The organism is Dechloromonas hankyongensis, assembly GCF_022012295.1.
Lineage (GTDB): Bacteria > Pseudomonadota > Gammaproteobacteria > Burkholderiales > Rhodocyclaceae > Azonexus > Azonexus hankyongensis.
Window position 1 is genome coordinate 1,675,181 of record NZ_JAKLTN010000001.1, and the last position, 20,384, is coordinate 1,695,564.

Genomic DNA, 20,384 nt, shown 5'->3' on the forward strand with positions numbered 1-20,384 from the left:
GCCGCTCATCCCCTGGCGCCGCCTGTTTGCCGCCAATTGCCCAGCAGCAAGGGAATGAAACCGACCAGGATGCCGCCGATTCCCAACAGGGTGGTGATCGGGTCGAAGGTCGGAATGCTGTACAGCGCGATGAAGACCATGAACGCCGCGGCGAGCAGGGGCCACAGCACGTAGGACACGGCGCCGTACAGCCCACCCGTCAGTTTGTCGCGGTAGTGCCAGGCGCAGGCAAAGCCGGCCAGGCTCATGTAGAAGCAGATCTGGAAACCGATGGCAAGGATGGAGCTTTCCAGGATGCTCTTCACCGTCGGCATGTAAGACGAGCTGAAGAGCAGCAGCACGCCGAGGAACCAGATCACGAAGGTCGCCACCCAGGGCGTCTGCCATTTCGGGTGAATCCTGGAGTAGCGCGGATGCAGCATCTCGTCGCGCGCCATGGCGTACATGCTGCGGCTGAACTGCAGGATCTGCGTCTCTATCGTGCCTATGGTGCTCAGGATGGTCGACAGCACGGCCAGGTAACTCCACGGCGCCGGAAACAGCTTGTTGGCGATGGCGTACAGGACGTTGGTGTTGGCCTGGGCAATCTCGTCGTCGCTCAGCACGATGAGGACCACGATCATCATGATGATGAAGAACAGGATCAGATTGACCATCGCCCAAAAAGCCCCCTGGCTGGCCGGGTGCGGCTGGCCCGTGGCGCCGGCCCGGGTTTCCTCGCTCAGGTTCATGGTGACGTCCCAGCCCCAGTAGAAGAAGATGGCGGTCAGGGCGCCGGTCGCGAACAGCTGCGGCGTGAAGGAAAACGGCGAAAACCAGATCAATGACGGCGTATGCGCCGGATTGCCGCCATATTCGACAAACGCCCCGGCAATCAGCGTAATGACCACGGCGGTTTCGACGCCGGTCAGCATCAGCTGCGTATAGCTCGCATGCTTGATGCCCTTGGTGACCACGATGGTCACCAGGGTGAGCCAGACCGCTGCTGTCCCAGTGACCCAGACAGTGCTCTCCACCCGGTCGGGGGCAAGGAGGACCAGGGTCGACGTGGCGGCGGGGATGGTGGCCGAGACCATGAAGAAGATGGAGGCGACGAGCAGCCCCCAGCCAGCAAAAAATCCCCATTTCCGGCCGAAGACATGGCCCACCCAGGCATAGGCGGCGCCGGCGTGCGGGCTGATTTTGCTGAGGTGGAAAAAGGCCAGCATGATGCCGAACATGATCAGGCCGCAGTAGAAAATGCTGCCCACCGACAGCACGCCGACCGCCGCCACAATGGCCGCCGTCGTGACGGCAACGCTGAAGGCCGGCGCCGTGCCGGCAATGCCCATGATGGCCGACTCGAAGGTGCCCAACACCCCTTTTGCCAATCCGCCTTGTGCTGACACGGTCTCACCTCCGCATGACGAAGCCCGGAAAAACGGCTGTTAAAGCCTACCTCCTAGGACATTAGGTGAAACACAAGGTGTCGGCAAACTGCTTTCATAAAGTGGCTATTCGCTATTGAGAAATTTTTGATGAGAGGCTCAGTGGAATCCATTTGGCATTATGATTGCAAGTCAAAACAGGGCTAGTCATGCCTTGGTAATATTAATTGGCTGATCTGCTAAATCGTTTGGTTACGGTTTGCATTGATATTTCTATTTCAATTTACGAAAGGATTAACTTTGCTCAAAAAATTATCCAAACTGGTTTTGTCAATATTTTGTGTATTAATCACAGCTTGTGCCACAACGACACATATACCTCTAGATCAAGAAGTTCGATTAAAAACCAAAAGTGTATCTATTAACGAGTCAGTGCCTTTGCCAGATACAGTTTTTTTCCATGGAATGAAACAGGCGCTTACTGGTGCAATTGCCGGGCCAATTGTTGGTGGTGTTGCAAAAGAAGTAGTATTTGACGATAAGACCATTCTAAAAAATATTCTTCAGACAAGCGAAATCCAGGTTGGAGAAATACTCCGCTCCGGTTTTGAGGCGCAACTGGAGCAATCAAACATTTTTCCCAAGTTAGTTCGCAACGGAGCTGATGCTCAGTTCAATATTTCTATAACCAATTATGGACTTTTTAAGAAAGGGGCATTTGATGGCGCTTTACGAGCAGTTATTTGGGGAAATCTTTCGCTGGTAAATACGAGCGGAAAAATTTTATGGCAAAAGGCAATAAAGCCTGAAGCATTTGAAAATAGGCTACCAGCCTACGATCTAGCATACTATCAAGAACACCCCGAAGCGCTTCGTGATGGTTTTAAAGCATTATCGGATATCATTGCAATTGAGTTAATTAATGATCTCAAGCGCTAATTTCACAGTCGATCTTGTGCTATTGGGTCGTGAGATATTGATTAATAATGCTGGGTAGCGTCGATCATTGATTTTTGCGTTCTGAATTCCCGCCTTCGACCGAAGGAAGTCCCCGTAGGACCGGGGAATGACGGTATTGCCTGTGTGGCAATGCTGTTTGGAGTTCCGGCTCAAACCGCGTACGGCCGGTGCAGCCAGCCGCGTACGACGTCCACATCCTTCTGCGGCAGGTAGGCGAAGCCGCCCAGTGCGTCTTCGACGGCCGTCTGCGCCACCCAGTGCGGCACGGCCTTGGTGGTCAGCATGTGGAAGTACCAGGCCATCGGGTAGCCGGCCTCGCGGTCGAAATGGGTCAGGGCCTGCTGCAGTTTCACGCCGTTGGTGCCTTCGGCGGCCTCGAATTCCGGCGGGTCGCCGGCCAGGGTCGGGATCGGCTGGGCGCGGAAGACGAGCTGGTGGTAGCGGTCGAGGTGTTCGCGGGTGGCGATGACCCAATGGTTGTACCAGGCGCTGGTGCTGCCGGCGCTGCTCTTGCCCCAGTCTTCGATCATGCGATGGATGGGGGCCGGTTCCGGCTTCTGGCCGAGCATGCGCTTGAGGAAGGAGCCGACGTGCTGGATGCGGCGGAAGGCGTAGAAGGGCAGGCCGAGCGGGACGGGCGTGTCCTTGCCGCCGCGCGGGTCGATCAGGTCCTCGACGGTCGCCGGATCGTTGGCGAACAGTCGATGGGCGCGGACTTCCTGCAGGTCTTCGATTTCGAGTTGCAGGAAACCGTCGTGCTTGTCACCTTCCGAGGCGACCAGGTAATGCGTCTGGCCGACCAGGCGGGTGGCGAACAGCTTGCGGTCGGCGTAGTCGTCGGCGAGATGGTGCAGGTCGCCGTCGCGGGCGTCGAGTTCCTGCTCGACCCAGGTTTCCAGGCTGTCGCTCAGGCGATTGCCGGCTTCATCGACGATGCCGCCCAGGCGGTACCAGCCGCCGCGCGCGAAGCTGTGGCGGAACTTCCAGTCGGGAATGGCGTTACCCAGCGCCTTGACCAGCGTCGCCGGGCCGGCGCTGACCACCGTCTGGGCGCAGGTCTCGACGATCGCCGGCGACAGCGACTTGCAGTATTCGGTCCAGGCCAGGGTTTCCTTCATGATTTTTCCTCGGATCAGAGTCTGTGAATTTTTCGGGCGCGACCGAGCAACGTGTCCGGGCGTGCCCGATCAAGGCGCAAAGCACAGCCATAGCTCGGGCTATGGCGAGCATTTGCAACGCCGAGCGGGCTCGTCTGGGCGCGGGGAGCGGGCGTGAATGAATATTTCACAGGCTCTTAGGCGGCTTCCGACTCGGCGAGCCGGGCTTGGGCTGCCTCGCGGACTTCGACCTCGGGGTCTTCAGTCAGCGGCGGCAGGAATTCGAGCGGGGCGTTGCTCACGGCGGCCAGGCGCACCCACCATTCGGGGTCGTCGAGCAGGGTGGCGGCCAGGCCGGGCAGGGCGCGCTCGGCGACGATGGCGCGGACTTCCGGCTCGGGATCGCCGGCCAGCATGTGCAGGGCAAAGGGCGGCAGGCGCGAGGCGACGACCTTGCGCACCTCGCGTTCGCTGTCCCGGGCTAGCTTGGCCAGCTGGCCGTGCGGCAGGCGGCGGGCGACGGTGGCGCGGATCAGGTAGTCGTCATCGTCGACCATGCGGACGAGCAGCGCTTCGGGCAAGCGGGTGGCGACCGACAGGCGCACTTCGCGGTCGCGGTCGCCGATCATGCCGTCGAGCTGCTCGACCGGCAGACGGGTGGCGACGACGCGGCGGACGACTTCGTCGGGGTCGGCCTTCAGGCGATAGATGGTGTCGATGGGGGCGTAGCGGGCGGCGATGGCGCGGCGTTCCCAGAAGATGTCGGCGAGGTACTTCTCGGCCTCGTCGCGGTTCTGGCGCAGGAAACGGTCGATCTGCCGGCCGCTGTGGGCGCGGATGCAGGCGTCGCCCGGGCTGCAGCGGCAGGCGTTCAGGAAGTCCGGATAGTGGCTGCAGCCGGAGCACAAACCCAGCTTGCCGACGCCGGCCTGGCCTTGATCACTCGTCATCGACCTTGCTGGCAATCAGGATGCCGGTCGCGCTGCCGGCATCGTTGGTCAGTTCCAGGCAGTGGCCGCTCGCCCCGGTGATCAGGTAGAGGTCGTAGCCGTCGACGGTGAATGCGGCCTTGTAGCGCGGCGAGATGTCGTCTTCGCTGCACTCGGTGAAATGCAGCTTGGGAAAGCGCTGGCGCAACGAGGCGGCACGAGCGTCGAGCAGGGCGGCTTCGCCGACGTGGGCGAGTTGGGTCGGGGTGATCATGCTGCTTCCTCGTTTTCCAGTTCTTCCTCGAAGCGGGCCAGCGAAGCCGACGGCACGCCCATGATCTGGGCCAGCCATGGCGGCGGGCAGGACAGGCGGCCCTGCAGTTCGAGCAGGGCTTCGCGGGCCGGGCCGCCGGTCGGCTTCTTGACCGGATGGACGCCGGCGCGCACCACCTTGGCTGCCGCCGGGCCGCCGATGGACTGGATGTAGACGATCTGGCAGTCGTTGATCAGGGCCGAGCGGGCGGCATTCTTGTCCTCGGCGCCGTCGGCCTCGGCGGTGCTGCGCACGTCGATCAGCTTGATCGCCTGCTGGCCGACCTGGTAGATCAGGAAGCGGTCGCAGGAGCCGAAGTGGCCGTCTAGGTTCTCGCCGCGGTTGGCGGCGACGGCGACGCGGATGGAGCCGGGCATTTCACCGTCGGCGTAGGCTTCGATGACCGGGAAGTCGCCGTTTTCGATGCCCTGGCCCCAGAGCATGCGGACGGCTTCCTTGAGCTGTTCGCCCTCGACGCCGACATGGCAGCCCTGTTCAGCGAAATCGCCGGCCAGGATGACGCGCAGATCCTCGACGGTCAGCTTGCCGAGCTTGGCTTCGGTGAGCGGCGGTTCCAGCTTTTCGAGCAGGGCGCCGACGAAAGCCTTGACGTCGAGGCCGTTCAGGGCGCGGGCGGCCAGCGCAATACGCAGCGCGGCTTCACGGGAAGCGATGGGTGAGGGCGACATGATGGGCTCCTGGCAGTGTCTTCAGTGGAGCGCCGGCTCAGTTTTGACACTGGCCCGGCGCTCGGTTCAAGACACTGGAATCAGGCCGGGCTGATGCAGCCGCTGGGGCAGACGTCGACGCACAACGGGGAATCGTTGTGGCCGTCGCATTCCGTGCAGGTCGCGGCGTCGATCTTGAAGAAGATCTTGCCGGAACTGATCGACTTGGTCGGGCAGACCGGTTTGCAGTCACCGCAGGCGGTGCACATGTCGGGGTCGATTTTCATTGCCATGATGCTCTCCTTAAAATCCGCCCTGGCTGGCTAATTGGCTGGCTGGGCGGGTCAGGTTCAACAAACTTAGTCCTCTGCCGCGCCAAGGCGCTTGGCACGCAGGGAAATGGGCAGGCGGGGCGGCTTGGTGATCGGGTCGATGTAGTAAGTGCCGCCGTTGTCCAGCTTCAGTTCGCCACCCCATTTTTCGGCGGTGTCGAATTCGATGGACTCGATGGACGCTTCCAGGTCGCGCTTCGGAAGGTAGAACACCAGCCCGCCGTTGCTGCCTTGCTGGATCATGATGTTGGCCATGCTCAACTCCTTGTGGGGTATCAGTGTCTGGCGCGGATGAGAGGCCGGGCGAGCGGCCCGAGGGCGAGGTGGACGGAGCGCAGGAACCGGAACGTACTGGAGGTACGTGAGGATTCCGAGCACCGCCCAACGAAGCCATCGGGCTGCACAGCCGGCCTATCGCCGCGTCAGCGGACCAGGTCGAAGTTGTAGTCGGTGGTGCCCATGCCGATTGTTTCCTTGTCGAGTTGCTCAAGGACAGCGTTGGTCAGCTGGGTAACCACGGACATCATCCCTTCGTAGCCCATGGTGGTGGCACGGTGCTGATGGTGGCGGTCGAAGATCGGGAAGCCGAGGCGGATCAGCGGTACTTCAAACTTTTCACCCTTGTGGCGGGTGTCGCGCTGGATGTACTTGCCGTAGCTGTTGCCGATCAGGAAATCCGGCTTGTCCGTGAAGCACAGGCTGCGCATGTGCCACAGGTCGTTGCCGACATAGACCTTGCCCAGGGTGCCGAACGGGCTGGAGGCGAGCAGCTTCTCGACAGCCTTGCCCCAGCGCTTGTTGGCGTTGTGGGACAGGATGTGGGTCGGCTCGGCGCCCACTTCGAGCAGGATCTTGACCATACCCATGACGAAGTCCGGATCACCGTAGATGGCGAACTTCTTGCCGTGCAGCCAGGCGTGGCTGTCGGAGATCAGGTCCATGCAGCGGCCGCGTTCCAGTTCCAGCGAAGCCGGGATCGGCTGGCCGGTGACTTCGGAGACCTTCATCAGGAACTCGTCGGTCCACTCGACACCCATCGGGATGCTGAGCTTCGGAATGTCGTGCTTCCAGGTGTTCTCGACGAACTTCCGGGTCTTTTCCAGTTGGGACGGTTGCATCAGCAGCGTGGTGATGGCGTTCGGCGCGTCCTTGACCTCGTCCATCGTCGTGCCGCCGGAGTACATGCGGAATTCGCCGTCGGCCGGGGTGTCGAAGACGTCGGTCGGGTCGGACAGCATGGTGTAGCCGACGCCCATCTCGGTCAGCATGCGCTTGATGACGCGGTAGTTGCCGAGGTAGGTTTCGAAGCCGGGAACGATGTTGACCTTTTTGTTCGAACCGACGACCTTGCCTTCCATGCTGTTCAGCGTGAAGTAGCGGAGGATGCCTTCTTCCATGTTGTCCCAGCCGGTGGTGTGCGAACCGACGAAGGACGGGGTGTGGGCGAAGGGAACCGGGTAGTCCTGCGGAATGTGGCCGGCCTTCTTCGAGTTGTTGATGAAGGCGTTGAGGTCGTCACCGATGACTTCGGCCATGCAGGTGGTGGAGACGGCGATCATGTCCGGCTTGTAGATGGCCTTGGCGTTTTCCAGGCCGTCGAACATGTTCTTCTGGCCGCCGAACACCGCGGCGTCTTCCGTCATCGAGTCGGACACGCAGGAGCACGGTTCCTTGAAGTGACGGTTGAAGTAGGTGCGGAAGTAGGCGACGCAGCCTTGCGAACCATGCACGTAGGGCAGGGTCTTGTGGAAGCCGGAGGCGCAGAGGACGGCGCCGAGCGGCTGGCAGGCCTTGGCCGGATCGACGGTCAGGGCTTCGCGCTTGAAGTTGAGTTCCTGGTATTCCTGGGTCGTCGTCCACATGAAGGTTTCGAAGACCTTGTCCGGACCGTGACCTTCCTCGAACTGGACGCGCTTCTCGGCCAGGTTCTTCTTGTAGTCGTCGTCGCGGAACAGCGGATAACAGGGCTTGATGTTGTCTGCGGTTTGCATTGCTATCTCCTTGCCCGTACCGCTCATTCGCAGTGCCGGGCGCAAGGTTGAAGATCAGGGTCCCGGGGGAGGGAGCGGGTGAAGGACGCGAAGTCCGCAATCACCCGCCGCCATCGCCTGTTTCCCAATTCCTGAAACTTAGGCGGCCTTCTTCACTTCTTCTTCAGCAACCTTCTTCCACGGCGGGGTCAGGTTCTTGAAGGTCGGGTTGGAGAGGGCGATGTCCATGTCACGGGCGAAGATCGCGAAACCGTCGTAACCGTGGTAAGGACCGGAGTAGTCCCAGGAGTGCATCTGGCGCAGCGGGATGCCCATCTTCTGGAAGATGTACTTTTCCTTGATGCCGGAGCCGACCATGTCGGGCTTCAGGCGCTTGACGAACTCTTCCAGCTCGAAACCGGTGACGTCGTCGTAGAGCAGGGTGGCGTCGCCCATTTCCTTGATCGTGCGGTCGTAGTCGTCGTTGTGGCCGAATTCGTAGCCGGTGCCGATGACTTCCATGCCGAGGTCTTCGTAGGCGCCGATGACGTGGCGCGGACGCAGGCCGCCGACGTAGAGCATGACCTTCTTGCCCTGCAGGCGCGGCTTGTACTTGGCGATGATGGCATCCATCATGACCTGGTAGCGGGCGATCATGGCCTCGGTCTTCTCCTTGACGGAGTCGTCGAAGAAAGCGGCGATCTTGCGGCAGGATTCGACGATCTTGGTCGGGCCGAAGAAGTTGTATTCCATGTAGGGAATGCCGTACTTCTCTTCCATGTGACGCGAGATGTAGTTCATCGAACGGTAGCAGTGCAGCAGGTTCAGCTTGACCTTCGGCGTGTTCATCATCTCGGCGATGGTGCCGTCGCCGGACCACTGGGCGACGACGCGCAGACCCATCTCTTCGAGCAGGATACGCGTGGCCCAGGCATCGCCGCCGATGTTGTAGTCGCCGATGATGGCGACGTCGTACGGGGTCGATTCGAAGGCCTGGCCGTCGCGCTTGTCGAGCACCCAGTCACGGATGGCGTCGTTGGCGATGTGGTGGCCGAGGGACTGCGACACGCCGCGGAAGCCTTCGCAACGCACCGGGACGACCGGCTTGTCGAGGACGGCGGCAGCCTTCTTGGAGACCGACTCGATGTCGTCGCCGATCAGGCCGATCGGGCACTCGGACTGGACCGAAATACCCTTGTGCAGCGGGAAGAGCTGTTCGACTTCCTCGATCAGCTTGGCCAGCTTCTTGTCGCCGCCGAAAACGATGTCCTTTTCCTGGAAGTCCGAGGTGAAGTTCATCGTGCCGAAGGTATCGACGCCGGTGGTGCCGACGTAGTAGTTGCGGCGACCGGCGCGGGAATACTGGCCGCAGCCGACCGGGCCGTGCGAGATGTGGATCATGTCCTTGATCGGACCCCACACCACGCCCTTGGAGCCGGCGTAGGCGCAACCGCGGATGGTCATGACGCCGGGCAGGGACTTGCGGTTGGACGTGATGCACTTCTTGGATTGTTCGACGGAAACGTCATTGGACGCGAGGTGCTTGGCGCGATCCTTCTTGGCTTTTTCCGGATAAACCTCGAGCACCTCGGCGATGAGGGCGTCGGTTTCTTCACGAGACAGAGTCGTCATTTTTTCCTCCTGACGCTGCTACCAATCTGTAGCCAGCGTGCTGGTTGAAAGGGTGATTCAGTGCGATTGCGGGACAGGGCGCCGGTGACGCGAAGACGAGCCGCAGACAGTGCGATTAGCACGGCAAGGCGAAGTCGACAAAGTCACCGGCGTCATGGCACGAAATCAGGCGGCCAGTTCGGCGGCGGTCTTACCGACGATGGTCTCGTCTTCCGCTTCCATGATGCCGAATTCCATCAGCAGGTCTTCCAGCTCTTCCATCTCGATCGGGGTCGGGATGACGAAGTTGGTGTTGGCAACGATCTTCGAGGCCAGCTGGCGGTACTCGTCAGCCTGCTTGTGCTTCGGGTCATACTCGATGACCGTCATGCGGCGGATTTCGGCGTGCTGGACGGCGTTGTCGCGCGGCACGAAGTGGATCATGGTGGTGCCGAGGCGGGCAGCCAGGGCCATGATCAGTTCGTCTTCGCGGTCGGTGTTGCGCGAGTTGCAGATCAGGCCGGCCAGACGGACACCGCCGGAGTTCGCGTACTTCACGATACCCTTGGAGATGTTGTTGGCAGCGTACATGGCCATCATTTCGCCCGAGCAGACGATGTAGATTTCCTGCGCCTTGTTTTCACGGATCGGCATGGCGAAGCCACCGCAGACCACGTCACCCAGCACGTCGTAGAAGACGAAGTCGAGGTCTTCGTCATAGGCGCCTTCTTCTTCCAGGAAGTTGATGGCGGTGATGACGCCGCGGCCGGCACAGCCGACGCCGGGTTCCGGGCCACCGGATTCGACGCACTTGACGCCGCCGAAACCGACGGACAGGACGTCCTCGAGTTCGAGGTCTTCCACGGAACCGGCTTCGGCAGCCAGGTGCATGACGGTGGTCTGGGCCTTGCTATGCAGGATCAGGCGGGTCGAGTCGGCTTTCGGGTCACAGCCGACGATCATTACTTTCTTGCCGGATTCGGCCAGAGCCGCCACCAGGTTCTGCGTGGTGGTGGACTTGCCGATGCCGCCTTTGCCATAGATGGCGCATTGACGGAGTTTTGCCATGGTGTAATCTCCTTAGTCTGTCAGTCGATTTGCGAAGGAATTGGTTAGTGTCGCGACTGACTATCTGCACGTAGCGTGCCAGGTCGACTGACAGACTCCATGTGATTGAATTTTCAATGAAAATTGAAATAAATCCGGCTCAAGCCGGGGCGGGGACACCCGACAATTCCCCTACGCTTTGTAGGGGTGACGACAAAGCGTCGAGCGTTAGCGAGACAGAGCTGGCCTCAGGAGACGACAGTCTCCAATCTGACCCATTACGAGGCAGCCACGGGCTTTCGGCCGGGGCCACACACGCTGCGACACTGCCGCGCGAGGCGCGCCTGCCGATCAATCGCTGCAACCTGCCGGCCGTCGTCCTCGGTGGCCTGACTTTCCAGCGTTACCCGGCCGAACTGCTGCTCGACGGCGTGGCCGAACTGCACCGCAACCTCTTCCAGCGCCTGGAAGCCGCCAGCCCGGAACAGCGCGGCGATGTCTTCCGCGACTACCTGACCGTCCATTTCCGGCTCGAACGCCCGGAAGACATGGGTTTCAGCGGAACGCGCAAGGGCCGGGCCAAGGCCAACTACATCAAGATGATCCGCGGCTGGAGTTTCGATGCCGACAGCCGCGAAGGCGCCGTGCTCAAGGGCTGGGTCGAATCGCGCTTCGGACTGACCCCGCGCTGGCACGGCCAGCCGCTGCGCGATCCGTCGGGCAGCGCCTATCGCCGCTATCAGGAAATGCGCGCCCAGGGCCTGTACGGCACCAACGCCATCGAAGCCCAGCTCGACCTGGTGTACACCTATTGCCAGTTCGAACTGGCGAAGCGCCATCATGGCGCCCGTCATGTCACGCTGTATCGCGGCGTCAATCGGCTGGCCGATCACGAAGTGCTGGAAAGCCGGGGCAAGGGGCAGCACGTGGTGCTGCTCAACAATCTCAATTCCTTCACCTGCAGCCGCGAGCGGGCCTGCGAATTCGGCGACTACATCCTGGCCGTCGACATCCCGCTGACCAAGATATTCTTCCATTGTGGCCTGCTGCCCGGTGTGCTGCAGGGCGAGGATGAATTCCTGATCATCGGCGGCGTCGCCGAGGTAACGCTGTCCACCCAGTGAATCGTTGGCCGGGCGGGCGAGTCCGGGAATTTTTCACAGTTTGGGCAAAACATCGCCGGTCTATGACTTTCGGGCTATTTTTCGCGGCCGGCCGGGGGTATGCTCAGCGCCATTATTTTTTGCCATGACAGGCTGCGCAAGACATGAAGATACTGCTGGTCGACGATTCCCGCGCCATTGCGATGGTCATGTGCGCCCGCCTGGAATCCTTTGGCCACGAGGTGCGCCACGCCGCCAACGGGCAGGCAGCGATCGACCTGTTCCAGGCCGAGGCGATCGATCTGATCCTGATGGACATCGAAATGCCGGGCATGAACGGCTTCGAGGCGACGACCCGCATCCGCGCCCTGGAAGGCCATGAGCCTTGGGCGTGGACGCCGATCATCTTCGTCACCGCCACCGATACCGACAGCAATCTGGTCACCGCCATCGAGGCCGGCGGCGACGACTTCATTTCCAAGACCGTGTCGGAAGCCGTGCTGCAGGCCAAGATGAAGGCCATGTCGCGCATCGCCGCCCTGCGTTCGCGCCTGTCGCAGGCCAACCGCAAGTTGCAGGACCAGGCCAACCGTGACGGCCTGACCGGCCTGCTCAATCGCCGCGCCATGGACCTGCAGGTCGATACCCTGTGGGAGCAGGCGGCCCGTGCCGGCCGGCCGTTCAGCCTGCTCATGGTCGATGTCGACAACTTCAAGCGCTACAACGACCACTACGGCCACTTGGCCGGCGACGAGTGCCTGCGCGCCGTTGCCAACTGCATCGACCACTGCGTGCAGCACGCCCATGACGACCGCACGGCGCTTGGCGCCTTTGCCGCCCGTTACGGCGGCGAGGAATTCGCCGTGGTCGTCCCCGACGCCGCGCCCGGCGTCCATGCCGGCCTCGCTTCCTCCCTGGTCGAGGCCGTACACGCCCTGCGCATTCCGCACGAGAAGAACGGCGATTTCGGCGTGGTCACCATTTCGATCGGCGGCGCCTGCATCGATCCGACAGCCGGGCACGTCAAGGAGCTGTTCCGCCAGGCCGACGACCTGCTCTACAAGGCCAAGGAGTCCGGCCGCAACCGCGCCGAAGTGTGCTGATCCGTCGTTTTTCGTGTAGGTAAACCGACAACGACCGCCGGCAGACCGGCGGAAAAGCCCGTGGCTGCGTGATCTGCCGACGGGCCTGGATTTTGCTTAAATGGGCTTGCCCCAACCCCCGAGCAAAAGACATGACTCCAGAATTGCGCGAAAAACTGCTGGCCGGCCTCAAGGACGGCAGCATCGTTCCCTATCTCGGCCCCGGCGTGCTGGCCGATGTCAAAAATGCCGCCAGCGGCGCGCCGATTCCGGCCGACAGCGATTCGCTGATCTACGCCATGAACGACGGCAAGCCGATGGCGCCGAAGCTGATGTACGAATTCCCGCGCGCCGCGATGAACATCGAATTGAAGCGCGGGCGCAGCACCGTCACCAAGTTCCTGACCCGCGTCTACGGCGACACGGCGTGGACGCGCGGCGCCGTGCATGACTGGCTGAAGGACATCTGCCCGCACTACGTCATCGACATCAACCGCGACACGCAGCTGCAGGATTCCTACGCCGACATCCCGCACAACCTGATCGTCGGCATCGCCCGCATCGGCGGCACCGATTTCCGCTACAAGCTCTATTTCTGGAACGGCCAGTCCTACCAGAAGACCGAGGTCATCAATCCGGCCATCCCCGTCCTGTTCAAGCCGATGGGTACGCCGAAGCCGGAGGCGGTCTATATCGCCTCCGACGCCGACTACGTCGATTTCATCACCGAACTGATGGGCGGCTTCTCGATTCCGCCCGCGGTCAAGGAACTGCGCAAGGGCAAGCAATACCTGCTGATGGGCATGCGCCTGAACCGCGACACCGAGCGCATGGTCATGGCCGACATGATCTACGCCGCCGCCCAGCCGGCCGGCTGGATCTTCATCGCCGAGCCGACCGACAAGGAAAAGCGCTTCTGCAAGAAGGTCGGGCTGGAAATCATCCAGGCCGATGTCTTCGAATTCATCGGGGCCGCCGTGCCGGCCTGAAATCATTCACAAACAGGGAGAAATACCATGCTGCTGGATAGCTACGAACCGTACTTTTTCAATTCCAATTTCCGTGAAGCGGCCAGCGCTGCCGGCTGGGAAGCCTACCGCGGCGAGCTGGTCGTCGTCGAAGGCGAAGTGGCCGACGACCAGGGCCGCCGCAAGCCGCCGGTCGCACTGTTCAAGCAGGCCATCGTGCTCGGCCAGGGCGACGAGCTGAAGCTGCTTGCCGGCTCGCTGGAAGAGCTGCAGCACTGGCCGTCCCTGATGGAAAAATTCGGCGCCGGCCTGAATGCCGGCACGGTGGCCGTGATGTTCACCGTCAATATCCCCAAGCCCTTCGTTTCCGTCATCAATGGCGCCACTGTCGCCTTCATCCCGCTGACCGAAGGCCTGTGCTGGAACGAGCTGATCGACCTCGCCGCGCTCGAGAAGAGCGATTTCAAGGGGCAGGGTGCCGCCGACAAGATCGTCACCGTCTTCAACGCCTTCAAGGGTTTCAAGTACAAGTACCCCGACCTGAGCGTCGACGAAGCCCTGAAGACGACCAACAACGCCAAGCGTGAAACCCACGGGGCGGTCTGATGCCGTGGCATGAGCACTTTGCGCTCGGGGTGGCGGACATGGACGCCACCCATCGCCAGTTCATCGACATGGCCGACGCCCTGCTCGCCGCGCTGGATGAGGATTTCCCGGCGCTGTTCGAGCAACTGCGCGAACACACCATCCGCCATTTCGAACACGAAAAGACCTTGATGAAGGCCTGTCGCTTCCCGGCCATCGGTGAGCACGAGAGCGAACACCTGCGCGTCCTCGGCGAACTCGCCCATTTTGCCGGCGGCCTCAAGCGCGGCCGGCTAAAAACCGCCCGCGACTACGCCCGTGGATTACCGGCCTGGTTTGCGACCCATCTGGCGACGATGGATGCCGCGTGGCGGGGTGTTTGAAGAGGATGGCCTGAGCGGGGAGCGCCAAGGGCCGACAGCAATGCGCTCGAAGTCAGGCGGTCGGCAGGCTGCGCAGGTCGGCCACCGCCTCTTTGCCGAAATCCTCGCTCAGCAGATGGCGGACCATCCGTTCCGCTGCGTCGGCGGGCGAAGCGAGTTCCCCTTGGTGCTTGAGGGCGAGGAAGCGGTCGAGCAGCGGAAAATCCTCGGCCGGGGTGCGGCGTATCGTCGCCTGCATATCGGTATCGATGACGCCCGGCGCGATGCTGCAAATGCGCAAGCGGCTGAGGCAGTCGGCCGCCGCGCAACGGGCGTGGTGGTCGAGGGCGGCCTTGCTGGCACCGTAGATGCTCCACCCGGCGAAGGCCGAGCGCCCGGCGCCGCTGGAGATATGGGCAATCCGCAATGGCCCCGGATACTGGCGGGCGAGCGCGTCGCTGAGCAGGAGCGGTGCGGTGACGTTCAGGTTCACCGCGTGGACCAGTGCATCCCCTTCCTGGCGGCCCAGGGGAGCAACTGGCCCCAGCATGCCGGCGTTGTTGATGAGCAGCAGCGAGGTTGTGCCTGCCAGGTACGTATCAAGGACATCGCCGTTGAGCCATGCCCCCAAGGCATCGGGATCGGCGAGATCAACCATGGCCTGCTGCAGCAGCTCGGGGAACTGACCGGCGAGTTCAGGGCATTCGCTACGGGCAAGCCCGAGGACGGGAATGCCGCGGCCGAGCAGGGCGGCGGCCATGGCCTGCCCCAATCCGCGGGTATGGCCGGTCACGATGGCTTTCATGGTTTTCTCCTGAAACGATGGGTGGCTGCCTCAATGCTACCCGGGAATACGTCGGCGGACTTCGGTATCGGGTTATGGAGATTACTTCAGTCGCATGGGGAATGTTCTAGGAGAAACACGGACTTTAAATGGCTACGCCTGAACAACTGGAACGAAACATACGCCGTTTTAGCTAGCCTTCGATCCCAACTACTTGCCGACGAAAATCGGTCGGAGTTACCCCATAAACTGACTTGAACTGTCGGTAGAAATGACTGAGATTGGAAAATCCGCTTTCCAACGCGGCCTGGGTGACGGAAGCCCCATTGAGCACTAGAAGATTTGCAGCGTTCTCTACGCGACGCCAATTACAGTAATCAATAAAGCTCTTACCCGTATGCCTTCGAAATTCACGGGTAAAAAGACTGCGCGACATCCCAAATGTAGCGCAAACCTCTTCCAGGGAGATGCTCTGATGTAATTGAATGTCGATCCAATTTCGGATTTCAGCGATTCTCTTTTGATATCGCTGCCATAGATAATCCTCGGGTGTTTCTCCGGACTGCAAATGCAGCGCCAACAGCAATCCAACGACGCCCCAAGCCGTACCCAATTCACGTTTGTCATTGAAAGCAAAGCTTGCCGGAATTTGGTCTGCCAAATCCCACAGGCGTGCTGCACTGCTCCCATGGTCGGCAAAACTCATGGATGTCGAACAAATCGCTTCTAGAAAAGCCAGATGGTACGGGGCCAAATAGGTTCTGGTGTCCTGGACGCTCATACAAAAGAACTTCATATCCGCTGTTGGTGATTGAAATCTCAGTCGATGCCGGACTCCCGGGGCAATAACGACAGTGCAACCTGGCCGGATATTGACCAACTGGTCACCAATGTCGATATGGCCCTGCGCCGATCGACACAGCGCAAACTCAAAGAAGTCGTGCGTATGCCATGCGGTTGAATCCTCGATTTTTGCAGATACGCACCACAGCACGGCATGTCCGATCGTATATAAATTAGAGCGGATCATACATGACTCCTTTAGGCTACCCCCCTAAATTCCTGCCCAGTACAACTTGTTTACTTGAACCACACGATTGCACCTTGTGATTTTCGTTCGTGGCGGAATGGACAAACTTATCTTTTGGTCTTTCCACTGCGGGCGATTGCTTCGGAGATCTGCTCAGGCTTCTCCTGCCGTCCCGTCCTATGCGTCCTGTCCTCTGAGCACTCCTTTCAGTTGGGCTCGCGGAAATTCATTTTTTGGGGAAAGCATCAGTGCTACTCCAAAACGCGCTCACAGAGCAACTTAAAAACATCCAGATAGCAACGCGACAATCTGCGGATTACGACCTTCATGAAAAATAATCAGCCCGTTAACCATGTAGAAACTTTGTTGCCAGAAAATGAGTTCATTTACTCACGGACGGATCTAAAGGGCATCATCGTCGAAGCGAATGAAGCCTTCGCCAAGGTCAGTGGCTTTCTCCGGGAGGAGATGATCGGCCAGCCGCACAATTTGGTCCGGCATCCCGATATGCCCGAAGCGGCTTTCGCCGACCTGTGGTCTGACCTCAAGGCCGGGCGCCCCTGGCGAGGGATCGTCAAGAACCGACGGAAAGATGGAGGGTTTTACTGGGTCGTCGCCAATGCTTCGCCTGTCCGTGAAAATGGACAAATAGTCGGCTATCAGTCAGTTCGTTCGCGTCCGACCCGGGATGAAGTTAAGGCCGCCGAAGCAGCCTATAAACGAATTCGTGAAGGTGACCGGTCCATCTTCATTCAATTCGGCCGAGTCGTGAAACGGTGTTCCCCTTGGTTAAACGCACTTCTCTCTCTCCGGGCACAGATGGCCATCATGGGATTGGCCCTTCTTTTTGAATGTGCTTTCGTCCTCTACGGACGGATGGCGACCTCGTCGGCCTCCACGATCGATAATCTTCATGCGGTTATCGCAGGTATTGGCTTGTTGTATGGGCTGTATTTTCTGTTTGTTTTTACGCCACGAGTTAATAGCGATCTGTCCCGACTCGGCGAGTGGCTGGAGTCACTCCTGCTCTCTGGGGCACTCAATAAGCGCTTCGATTTAGCTCGGCGGGATGTCATCGGCACGATCGCAAGGCGTGCCGACAAGTTTGTATCAACGGTACAAGCGACGGTTCAGGGAATGGCGGATATTGCCTCACAAGTCAATCAGGCGACCGGGATGGTTGGACAAGGCGTTGAGGTTGCCCGGCAATCTGCGACCCAGCAAAGCGAGGCCAGCTCGTCGGCTGCGGCAGCGATTGAAGAAGTGACTGTTTCAATCGGAGAGGTGGCGGAGCACGCCCACTGTGCGCAAGCGGTAGCCCAGAAAGCCGGCCAGCTATCTCATGAGGGGGCCGCTTTATCGAGCAAAGCGACTGCCACCATTCTTGCCTTGGCTGATACTGTCAAAAAATCCGCCACACAAGTGGAAACGCTGGGTGACCGTTCGGCTGAAATCAGTCGCATTGTCGGCGTGATCAAGGAGATTGCAGATCAGACCAATCTTCTCGCACTTAATGCGGCCATTGAGGCGGCCCGGGCCGGTGAGCAGGGGCGTGGCTTTGCCGTGGTCGCAGATGAAGTGCGTAAGCTTGCCGAACGGACGGGGAGTGCAACGCAGGAAATTGGCACCATGATTTCTGCCATTCAGTCGGATACCCAACACGCCGTAGAAGGAATGCGTTCAGGTGCAATCCAGGTCGAGGCAGGGGTAGAACTGGTCCAGGAGGCCGAGCAAGCACTGCTTGAGATCAACACCGAAATGAGCAATACCAATCAGATGGTCAGCGACATTTCTCATGCTTCCGCGGAGCAAGAAAATGCCCTGATTCAACTAGCCCAAAATGTCGAAAAAGTCGCCGACATGACCGAACAAAATGTGGCCGTAGTGACCCAAACGGAATCATTGGTTCGTGATTTAACCCTAGTCGCCGATCGGATGCGGAAATCGGTACATCAATTTGCAGTCTAAGGTCCCGTATTCGCCTGTCGCATGCTGATTGACCGCATTTGAATCATTATTAGCAGCGAAAGCCTTCATGCACAAAAGTGAAGTCCCCTTGAAGTCAGGAGTCGAACCAAGCAGGACGGTGCTCTGTGTCGATGATGAACTTAATGTCCTGGCTGCGCTGCGCCGGCTATTGCAACGTCATGGCTATGAAGTTCTACTGGCCAACAGCGGCGAAGAGGGTCTGCAAAGATAAGAAAGCCAGCCGGCCAGCGTTGTTATCTCTGATATGCGCATGCCGGGCATGGATGGGACCAAATTTCTCAAGCAGGTTCATGAACGATGGCCAGGAACGATCCGCATCCTGCTGACTGGGTATGCCAGTCAGGAGGCTCTCGAAGCCGCGATCTCTGAAGCAAAAGTGTATTGTTGTCTGGCCAAACCATGGGTTGATGAGGAGCTTATCAAGGTGATTGGCGAAGCCTTTTCATCACTTTCCATGTCTTGATGGGTAGGCAGAAAGATTCTGTGTTGTTCACTCGCCGGTATAACAAATCTTGCCAAGGGGGAGCGGATGCAGTTAATGCGAGATACGAGTATGCCATCTACAACAGGCAGAACATCGGCGTAAGCGGGTTTTGGAGCGGGAGCCGAACTCCGGTGGTAATAGGCCAATCATCCGCCGTTCAGCACTGAATTTCAGCGGATGGCAACCTAAAGGCTAGCGGTTATCCTGAGGCTTGACGTTCTGGACAGGCAAGGGGCGGCGCAGTAGCATCGCCGCCCCACCCCGAAAGCGCCCCCATGGTTTCACCTACCTCAGCCCATGCCTGCGGCATCGACTTCGGCACGTCCAACTCAACCGTCGGCTGGCTGAGACCGCAGCAAGCCACACTGCTCCCTCTTGAAGACGGCAAGTCGACCTTGCCTTCCGTCGTTTTCTTCAATGCCGAGGAAGATTCGGTCCGCTTCGGCCGGGCTGGTCTTCAGGACTACCTCGACGGCTATGAGGGACGGCTGATGCGTTCCCTCAAGAGCCTTTTGGGTAGCAGCCTGATTGACGGGGTCACCGAAGTCCAGGGGCGCTCCATTCGCTTTCGTGATCTGCTTACCCAGTTCATCGCCACGCTCAAAGAGCGGGCGGAAGCGCACGGCGGGCGCCCTTTCGATCAGGCCGTTTTCGGGCGGCCCGTGCATTTTGTCGATGACGATACCGACGCCGATCGGCTGGCTGAGGCCACCTTGGGCGATATCGCCCGTGCGGTGGGGTTCAAGGAGTTGAGTTTCCAGTATGAGCCTATCGCCGCCGCCTTCCATTACGAGACCGGCCTTGCCCGGGAGGAAGTGGTTCTGGTAGCCGATATCGGTGGTGGCACTTCCGACTTCTCCATCGTTCGTCTTTCCCCGGATCGGGCACACGCAGCTGACCGATGGAGCGATGTCTTGGCCAACGACGGCATCCACATCGGTGGCACTGATTTCGACAAACAGCTGAGCTTGGCGGAAGTCATGCCTCTGTTGGGGCATCGTAGCCAGTTGAAGAATGGTCGGGAAATGCCGTCCAGCATCTATTTCAACCTGGCGACCTGGCACACCATCAATTTTGCCTACACCCGCCAGGTCTGGGCCGAACAGCAGCGGCTTCATCTTGATGCCATCGCCCCGGAGCGGCTCGATCGCCTCCTGGCTTTGATCCGGGACAGGGCCGGCCATTGGCTGGCCCACCAGGTTGAGGAGGTAAAGATTGCCCTTTCCAACCAGGAGACGGCCCAGCTTTCCCTGGAGCGATTTTCTCCTGGCGAACAAAAGCTGCTGACACGCAGCCAATTTGATTTGGCAGCCCTGGTCCTAGTGGAAAAGATCGAGGGTGCCGTCGCTCGATTGCTGCCCGAGGCGGGGGTGTCAGCGTCCGATATCGATACGGTCTTCTTCACTGGCGGATCGAGCGGCATCCCCCTGCTGCGTCGGCGTATTTCTTCGTTGTTGCCCCAAGCCCGGGTCGTCGAAGGTGACCTCTTCGGCAGTATTGGCGCAGGCCTGGCAGTCGATGCAGCGCGCCGTTACGGAATGGGACGTTAGCAAACAGCGGCCGGCTTCTTTCGTTGCCCGACAGAAAATCGGCCAAAGCCGTCCCTGAGTACACTTTGCCCATCAGTCGGCAATGCGCCGGAGATCTGCCATTCAACTGCCGCTAGCACTTGTCAGGCTAATGGCCTTAAGCCAATGCTGCTG

21 protein-coding genes and 1 pseudogene are annotated in these 20,384 nt (G+C 60.0%); 10 read left to right on the forward strand and 12 right to left on the reverse strand.

Annotated elements, in window-relative coordinates:
* Nucleotides 1–5 precede the first annotated feature (5 nt).
* On the reverse strand, nucleotides 6–1,388 hold the full coding sequence (locus LZ012_RS07970) for an APC family permease (RefSeq protein WP_275709368.1): 1,383 nt from the start codon (nucleotides 1,386–1,388) through the stop codon (nucleotides 6–8).
* 279 nt (nucleotides 1,389–1,667) lie between these two features.
* Between LZ012_RS07970 and LZ012_RS07975 the strand changes: the two genes are divergently transcribed.
* Nucleotides 1,668–2,306, forward strand: coding sequence for a hypothetical protein (locus LZ012_RS07975; RefSeq protein ID WP_275709370.1), 639 nt, complete (start codon nucleotides 1,668–1,670; stop codon nucleotides 2,304–2,306).
* A 170-nt stretch (nucleotides 2,307–2,476) separates the two neighbouring features.
* Here LZ012_RS07975 and LZ012_RS07980 read toward each other — a convergent pair whose 3' ends face one another.
* The 9 genes from LZ012_RS07980 to nifH form a co-directional block, all read right to left on the reverse strand.
* The gene (locus LZ012_RS07980) at nucleotides 2,477–3,445 is read right to left on the reverse strand and encodes a hypothetical protein (RefSeq protein ID WP_275709372.1); all 969 of its coding nucleotides are present in this window, start codon (nucleotides 3,443–3,445) and stop codon (nucleotides 2,477–2,479) included.
* Nucleotides 3,446–3,621: 176 nt separating this feature from the next.
* Entirely contained in the window at nucleotides 3,622–4,374 is a 753-nt protein-coding gene (locus LZ012_RS07985; protein WP_275709374.1) for a 4Fe4S-binding leucine-rich repeat protein, read from the reverse strand.
* Nucleotides 4,364–4,627, reverse strand: coding sequence for a DUF6129 family protein (locus tag LZ012_RS07990; protein WP_275709376.1), 264 nt, complete (start codon nucleotides 4,625–4,627; stop codon nucleotides 4,364–4,366). Before LZ012_RS07990 ends, LZ012_RS07985 begins: the two co-directional genes overlap by 11 nt.
* A complete protein-coding gene (locus tag LZ012_RS07995) occupies nucleotides 4,624–5,355 on the reverse strand; it encodes a dinitrogenase iron-molybdenum cofactor N-terminal domain-containing protein (protein ID WP_275709378.1) in 732 nt (243 codons plus the stop codon). Before LZ012_RS07995 ends, LZ012_RS07990 begins: the two co-directional genes overlap by 4 nt.
* A gap of 80 nt (nucleotides 5,356–5,435) precedes the next feature.
* Nucleotides 5,436–5,627: a 4Fe-4S binding protein gene (locus tag LZ012_RS08000; protein WP_226404672.1), complete on the reverse strand. Its 192-nt coding sequence runs from the start codon at nucleotides 5,625–5,627 to the stop codon at nucleotides 5,436–5,438.
* A gap of 66 nt (nucleotides 5,628–5,693) precedes the next feature.
* Complete coding sequence (gene nifT / locus LZ012_RS08005; RefSeq protein WP_275709380.1) at nucleotides 5,694–5,921, reverse strand: putative nitrogen fixation protein NifT; 228 nt, start codon at nucleotides 5,919–5,921, stop codon at nucleotides 5,694–5,696.
* Nucleotides 5,922–6,088: 167 nt separating this feature from the next.
* Nucleotides 6,089–7,657, reverse strand: coding sequence for a nitrogenase molybdenum-iron protein subunit beta (gene nifK, locus LZ012_RS08010; protein WP_275709382.1), 1,569 nt, complete (start codon nucleotides 7,655–7,657; stop codon nucleotides 6,089–6,091).
* A gap of 138 nt (nucleotides 7,658–7,795) precedes the next feature.
* Entirely contained in the window at nucleotides 7,796–9,268 is a 1,473-nt protein-coding gene (gene nifD, locus LZ012_RS08015) for a nitrogenase molybdenum-iron protein alpha chain (protein ID WP_275709384.1), read from the reverse strand.
* A gap of 165 nt (nucleotides 9,269–9,433) precedes the next feature.
* Nucleotides 9,434–10,315, reverse strand: coding sequence for a nitrogenase iron protein (gene nifH, locus LZ012_RS08020; protein WP_275709386.1), 882 nt, complete (start codon nucleotides 10,313–10,315; stop codon nucleotides 9,434–9,436).
* Between the two features lie 116 nt (nucleotides 10,316–10,431).
* On the opposite strand from nifH, the gene LZ012_RS08025 reads away from it, so the two are divergent.
* The 5 genes from LZ012_RS08025 (at nucleotide 10,432) to LZ012_RS08045 (ending at nucleotide 14,415) form a co-directional block, all read left to right on the forward strand.
* Nucleotides 10,432–11,418 carry an NAD(+)--dinitrogen-reductase ADP-D-ribosyltransferase gene (locus LZ012_RS08025; protein ID WP_275709388.1) on the forward strand — a complete coding sequence of 329 codons (987 nt, stop codon included), beginning with the start codon at nucleotides 10,432–10,434 and terminating at the stop codon, nucleotides 11,416–11,418.
* A 143-nt stretch (nucleotides 11,419–11,561) separates the two neighbouring features.
* The gene (locus LZ012_RS08030; protein ID WP_275709390.1) at nucleotides 11,562–12,500 is read left to right on the forward strand and encodes a GGDEF domain-containing response regulator; all 939 of its coding nucleotides are present in this window, start codon (nucleotides 11,562–11,564) and stop codon (nucleotides 12,498–12,500) included.
* 131 nt (nucleotides 12,501–12,631) lie between these two features.
* Nucleotides 12,632–13,468, forward strand: a complete 837-nt coding sequence (locus LZ012_RS08035) for an SIR2 family protein (RefSeq protein ID WP_275709392.1) — start codon at nucleotides 12,632–12,634, stop codon at nucleotides 13,466–13,468.
* Between the two features lie 27 nt (nucleotides 13,469–13,495).
* The gene (locus LZ012_RS08040; protein ID WP_275709394.1) at nucleotides 13,496–14,053 is read left to right on the forward strand and encodes a hypothetical protein; all 558 of its coding nucleotides are present in this window, start codon (nucleotides 13,496–13,498) and stop codon (nucleotides 14,051–14,053) included.
* Nucleotides 14,053–14,415: a bacteriohemerythrin gene (locus LZ012_RS08045; protein ID WP_275709396.1), complete on the forward strand. Its 363-nt coding sequence runs from the start codon at nucleotides 14,053–14,055 to the stop codon at nucleotides 14,413–14,415. Before LZ012_RS08040 ends, LZ012_RS08045 begins: the two co-directional genes overlap by 1 nt.
* 52 nt (nucleotides 14,416–14,467) lie before the next feature.
* Here LZ012_RS08045 and LZ012_RS08050 read toward each other — a convergent pair whose 3' ends face one another.
* Nucleotides 14,468–15,199, reverse strand: a complete 732-nt coding sequence (locus LZ012_RS08050) for an SDR family oxidoreductase (RefSeq protein WP_275709398.1) — start codon at nucleotides 15,197–15,199, stop codon at nucleotides 14,468–14,470.
* 172 nt (nucleotides 15,200–15,371) lie between these two features.
* Nucleotides 15,372–16,208, reverse strand: coding sequence for a helix-turn-helix domain-containing protein (locus LZ012_RS08055; protein WP_275709400.1), 837 nt, complete (start codon nucleotides 16,206–16,208; stop codon nucleotides 15,372–15,374).
* A gap of 327 nt (nucleotides 16,209–16,535) precedes the next feature.
* Here LZ012_RS08055 and LZ012_RS08060 point away from each other — a divergent pair, with 327 nt between their 5' ends.
* The 4 genes and pseudogenes from LZ012_RS08060 (at nucleotide 16,536) to LZ012_RS08075 (ending at nucleotide 20,231) form a co-directional block, all read left to right on the forward strand.
* A complete protein-coding gene (locus LZ012_RS08060; protein WP_275709402.1) occupies nucleotides 16,536–18,176 on the forward strand; it encodes a methyl-accepting chemotaxis protein in 1,641 nt (546 codons plus the stop codon).
* Between the two features lie 28 nt (nucleotides 18,177–18,204).
* Complete coding sequence (locus tag LZ012_RS08065; RefSeq protein ID WP_275709404.1) at nucleotides 18,205–18,408, forward strand: response regulator; 204 nt, start codon at nucleotides 18,205–18,207, stop codon at nucleotides 18,406–18,408.
* Nucleotides 18,409–18,426: 18 nt separating this feature from the next.
* Nucleotides 18,427–18,660 (forward strand): annotated as a pseudogene (locus tag LZ012_RS08070) (response regulator); the annotation flags it as partial.
* Nucleotides 18,661–18,956: 296 nt separating this feature from the next.
* A complete protein-coding gene (locus tag LZ012_RS08075; protein ID WP_275709406.1) occupies nucleotides 18,957–20,231 on the forward strand; it encodes an Hsp70 family protein in 1,275 nt (424 codons plus the stop codon).
* The last annotated feature ends 153 nt before the right edge of the window (nucleotides 20,232–20,384 follow it).

Excerpts from the sequence above, each read along its gene's own strand:
- LZ012_RS08000 (WP_226404672.1), bottom strand. The coding sequence starts at position 5,627 with ATGGCAATGAAAATCGACCCCGACATGTGCACCGCCTGCGGTGACTGC.
- LZ012_RS08045 (WP_275709396.1), top strand. The coding sequence starts at position 14,053 with ATGCCGTGGCATGAGCACTTTGCGCTCGGGGTGGCGGACATGGACGCC.
- LZ012_RS07980 (WP_275709372.1), bottom strand. The coding sequence starts at position 3,445 with ATGAAGGAAACCCTGGCCTGGACCGAATACTGCAAGTCGCTGTCGCCG.
- LZ012_RS07995 (WP_275709378.1), bottom strand. The coding sequence starts at position 5,355 with ATGTCGCCCTCACCCATCGCTTCCCGTGAAGCCGCGCTGCGTATTGCG.
- LZ012_RS08030 (WP_275709390.1), top strand. The coding sequence starts at position 11,562 with ATGAAGATACTGCTGGTCGACGATTCCCGCGCCATTGCGATGGTCATG.
- nifK (WP_275709382.1), bottom strand. The coding sequence starts at position 7,657 with ATGCAAACCGCAGACAACATCAAGCCCTGTTATCCGCTGTTCCGCGAC.
- LZ012_RS08055 (WP_275709400.1), bottom strand. The coding sequence starts at position 16,208 with ATGATCCGCTCTAATTTATATACGATCGGACATGCCGTGCTGTGGTGC.
- LZ012_RS08040 (WP_275709394.1), top strand. The coding sequence starts at position 13,496 with ATGCTGCTGGATAGCTACGAACCGTACTTTTTCAATTCCAATTTCCGT.
- LZ012_RS08035 (WP_275709392.1), top strand. The coding sequence starts at position 12,632 with ATGACTCCAGAATTGCGCGAAAAACTGCTGGCCGGCCTCAAGGACGGC.
- LZ012_RS08025 (WP_275709388.1), top strand. The coding sequence starts at position 10,432 with ATGAAAATTGAAATAAATCCGGCTCAAGCCGGGGCGGGGACACCCGAC.
- nifD (WP_275709384.1), bottom strand. The coding sequence starts at position 9,268 with ATGACGACTCTGTCTCGTGAAGAAACCGACGCCCTCATCGCCGAGGTG.
- nifT (WP_275709380.1), bottom strand. The coding sequence starts at position 5,921 with ATGGCCAACATCATGATCCAGCAAGGCAGCAACGGCGGGCTGGTGTTC.
- nifH (WP_275709386.1), bottom strand. The coding sequence starts at position 10,315 with ATGGCAAAACTCCGTCAATGCGCCATCTATGGCAAAGGCGGCATCGGC.
- LZ012_RS07990 (WP_275709376.1), bottom strand. The coding sequence starts at position 4,627 with ATGATCACCCCGACCCAACTCGCCCACGTCGGCGAAGCCGCCCTGCTC.
- LZ012_RS08050 (WP_275709398.1), bottom strand. The coding sequence starts at position 15,199 with ATGAAAGCCATCGTGACCGGCCATACCCGCGGATTGGGGCAGGCCATG.
- LZ012_RS08075 (WP_275709406.1), top strand. The coding sequence starts at position 18,957 with ATGGTTTCACCTACCTCAGCCCATGCCTGCGGCATCGACTTCGGCACG.
- LZ012_RS08060 (WP_275709402.1), top strand. The coding sequence starts at position 16,536 with ATGAAAAATAATCAGCCCGTTAACCATGTAGAAACTTTGTTGCCAGAA.
- LZ012_RS07985 (WP_275709374.1), bottom strand. The coding sequence starts at position 4,374 with ATGACGAGTGATCAAGGCCAGGCCGGCGTCGGCAAGCTGGGTTTGTGC.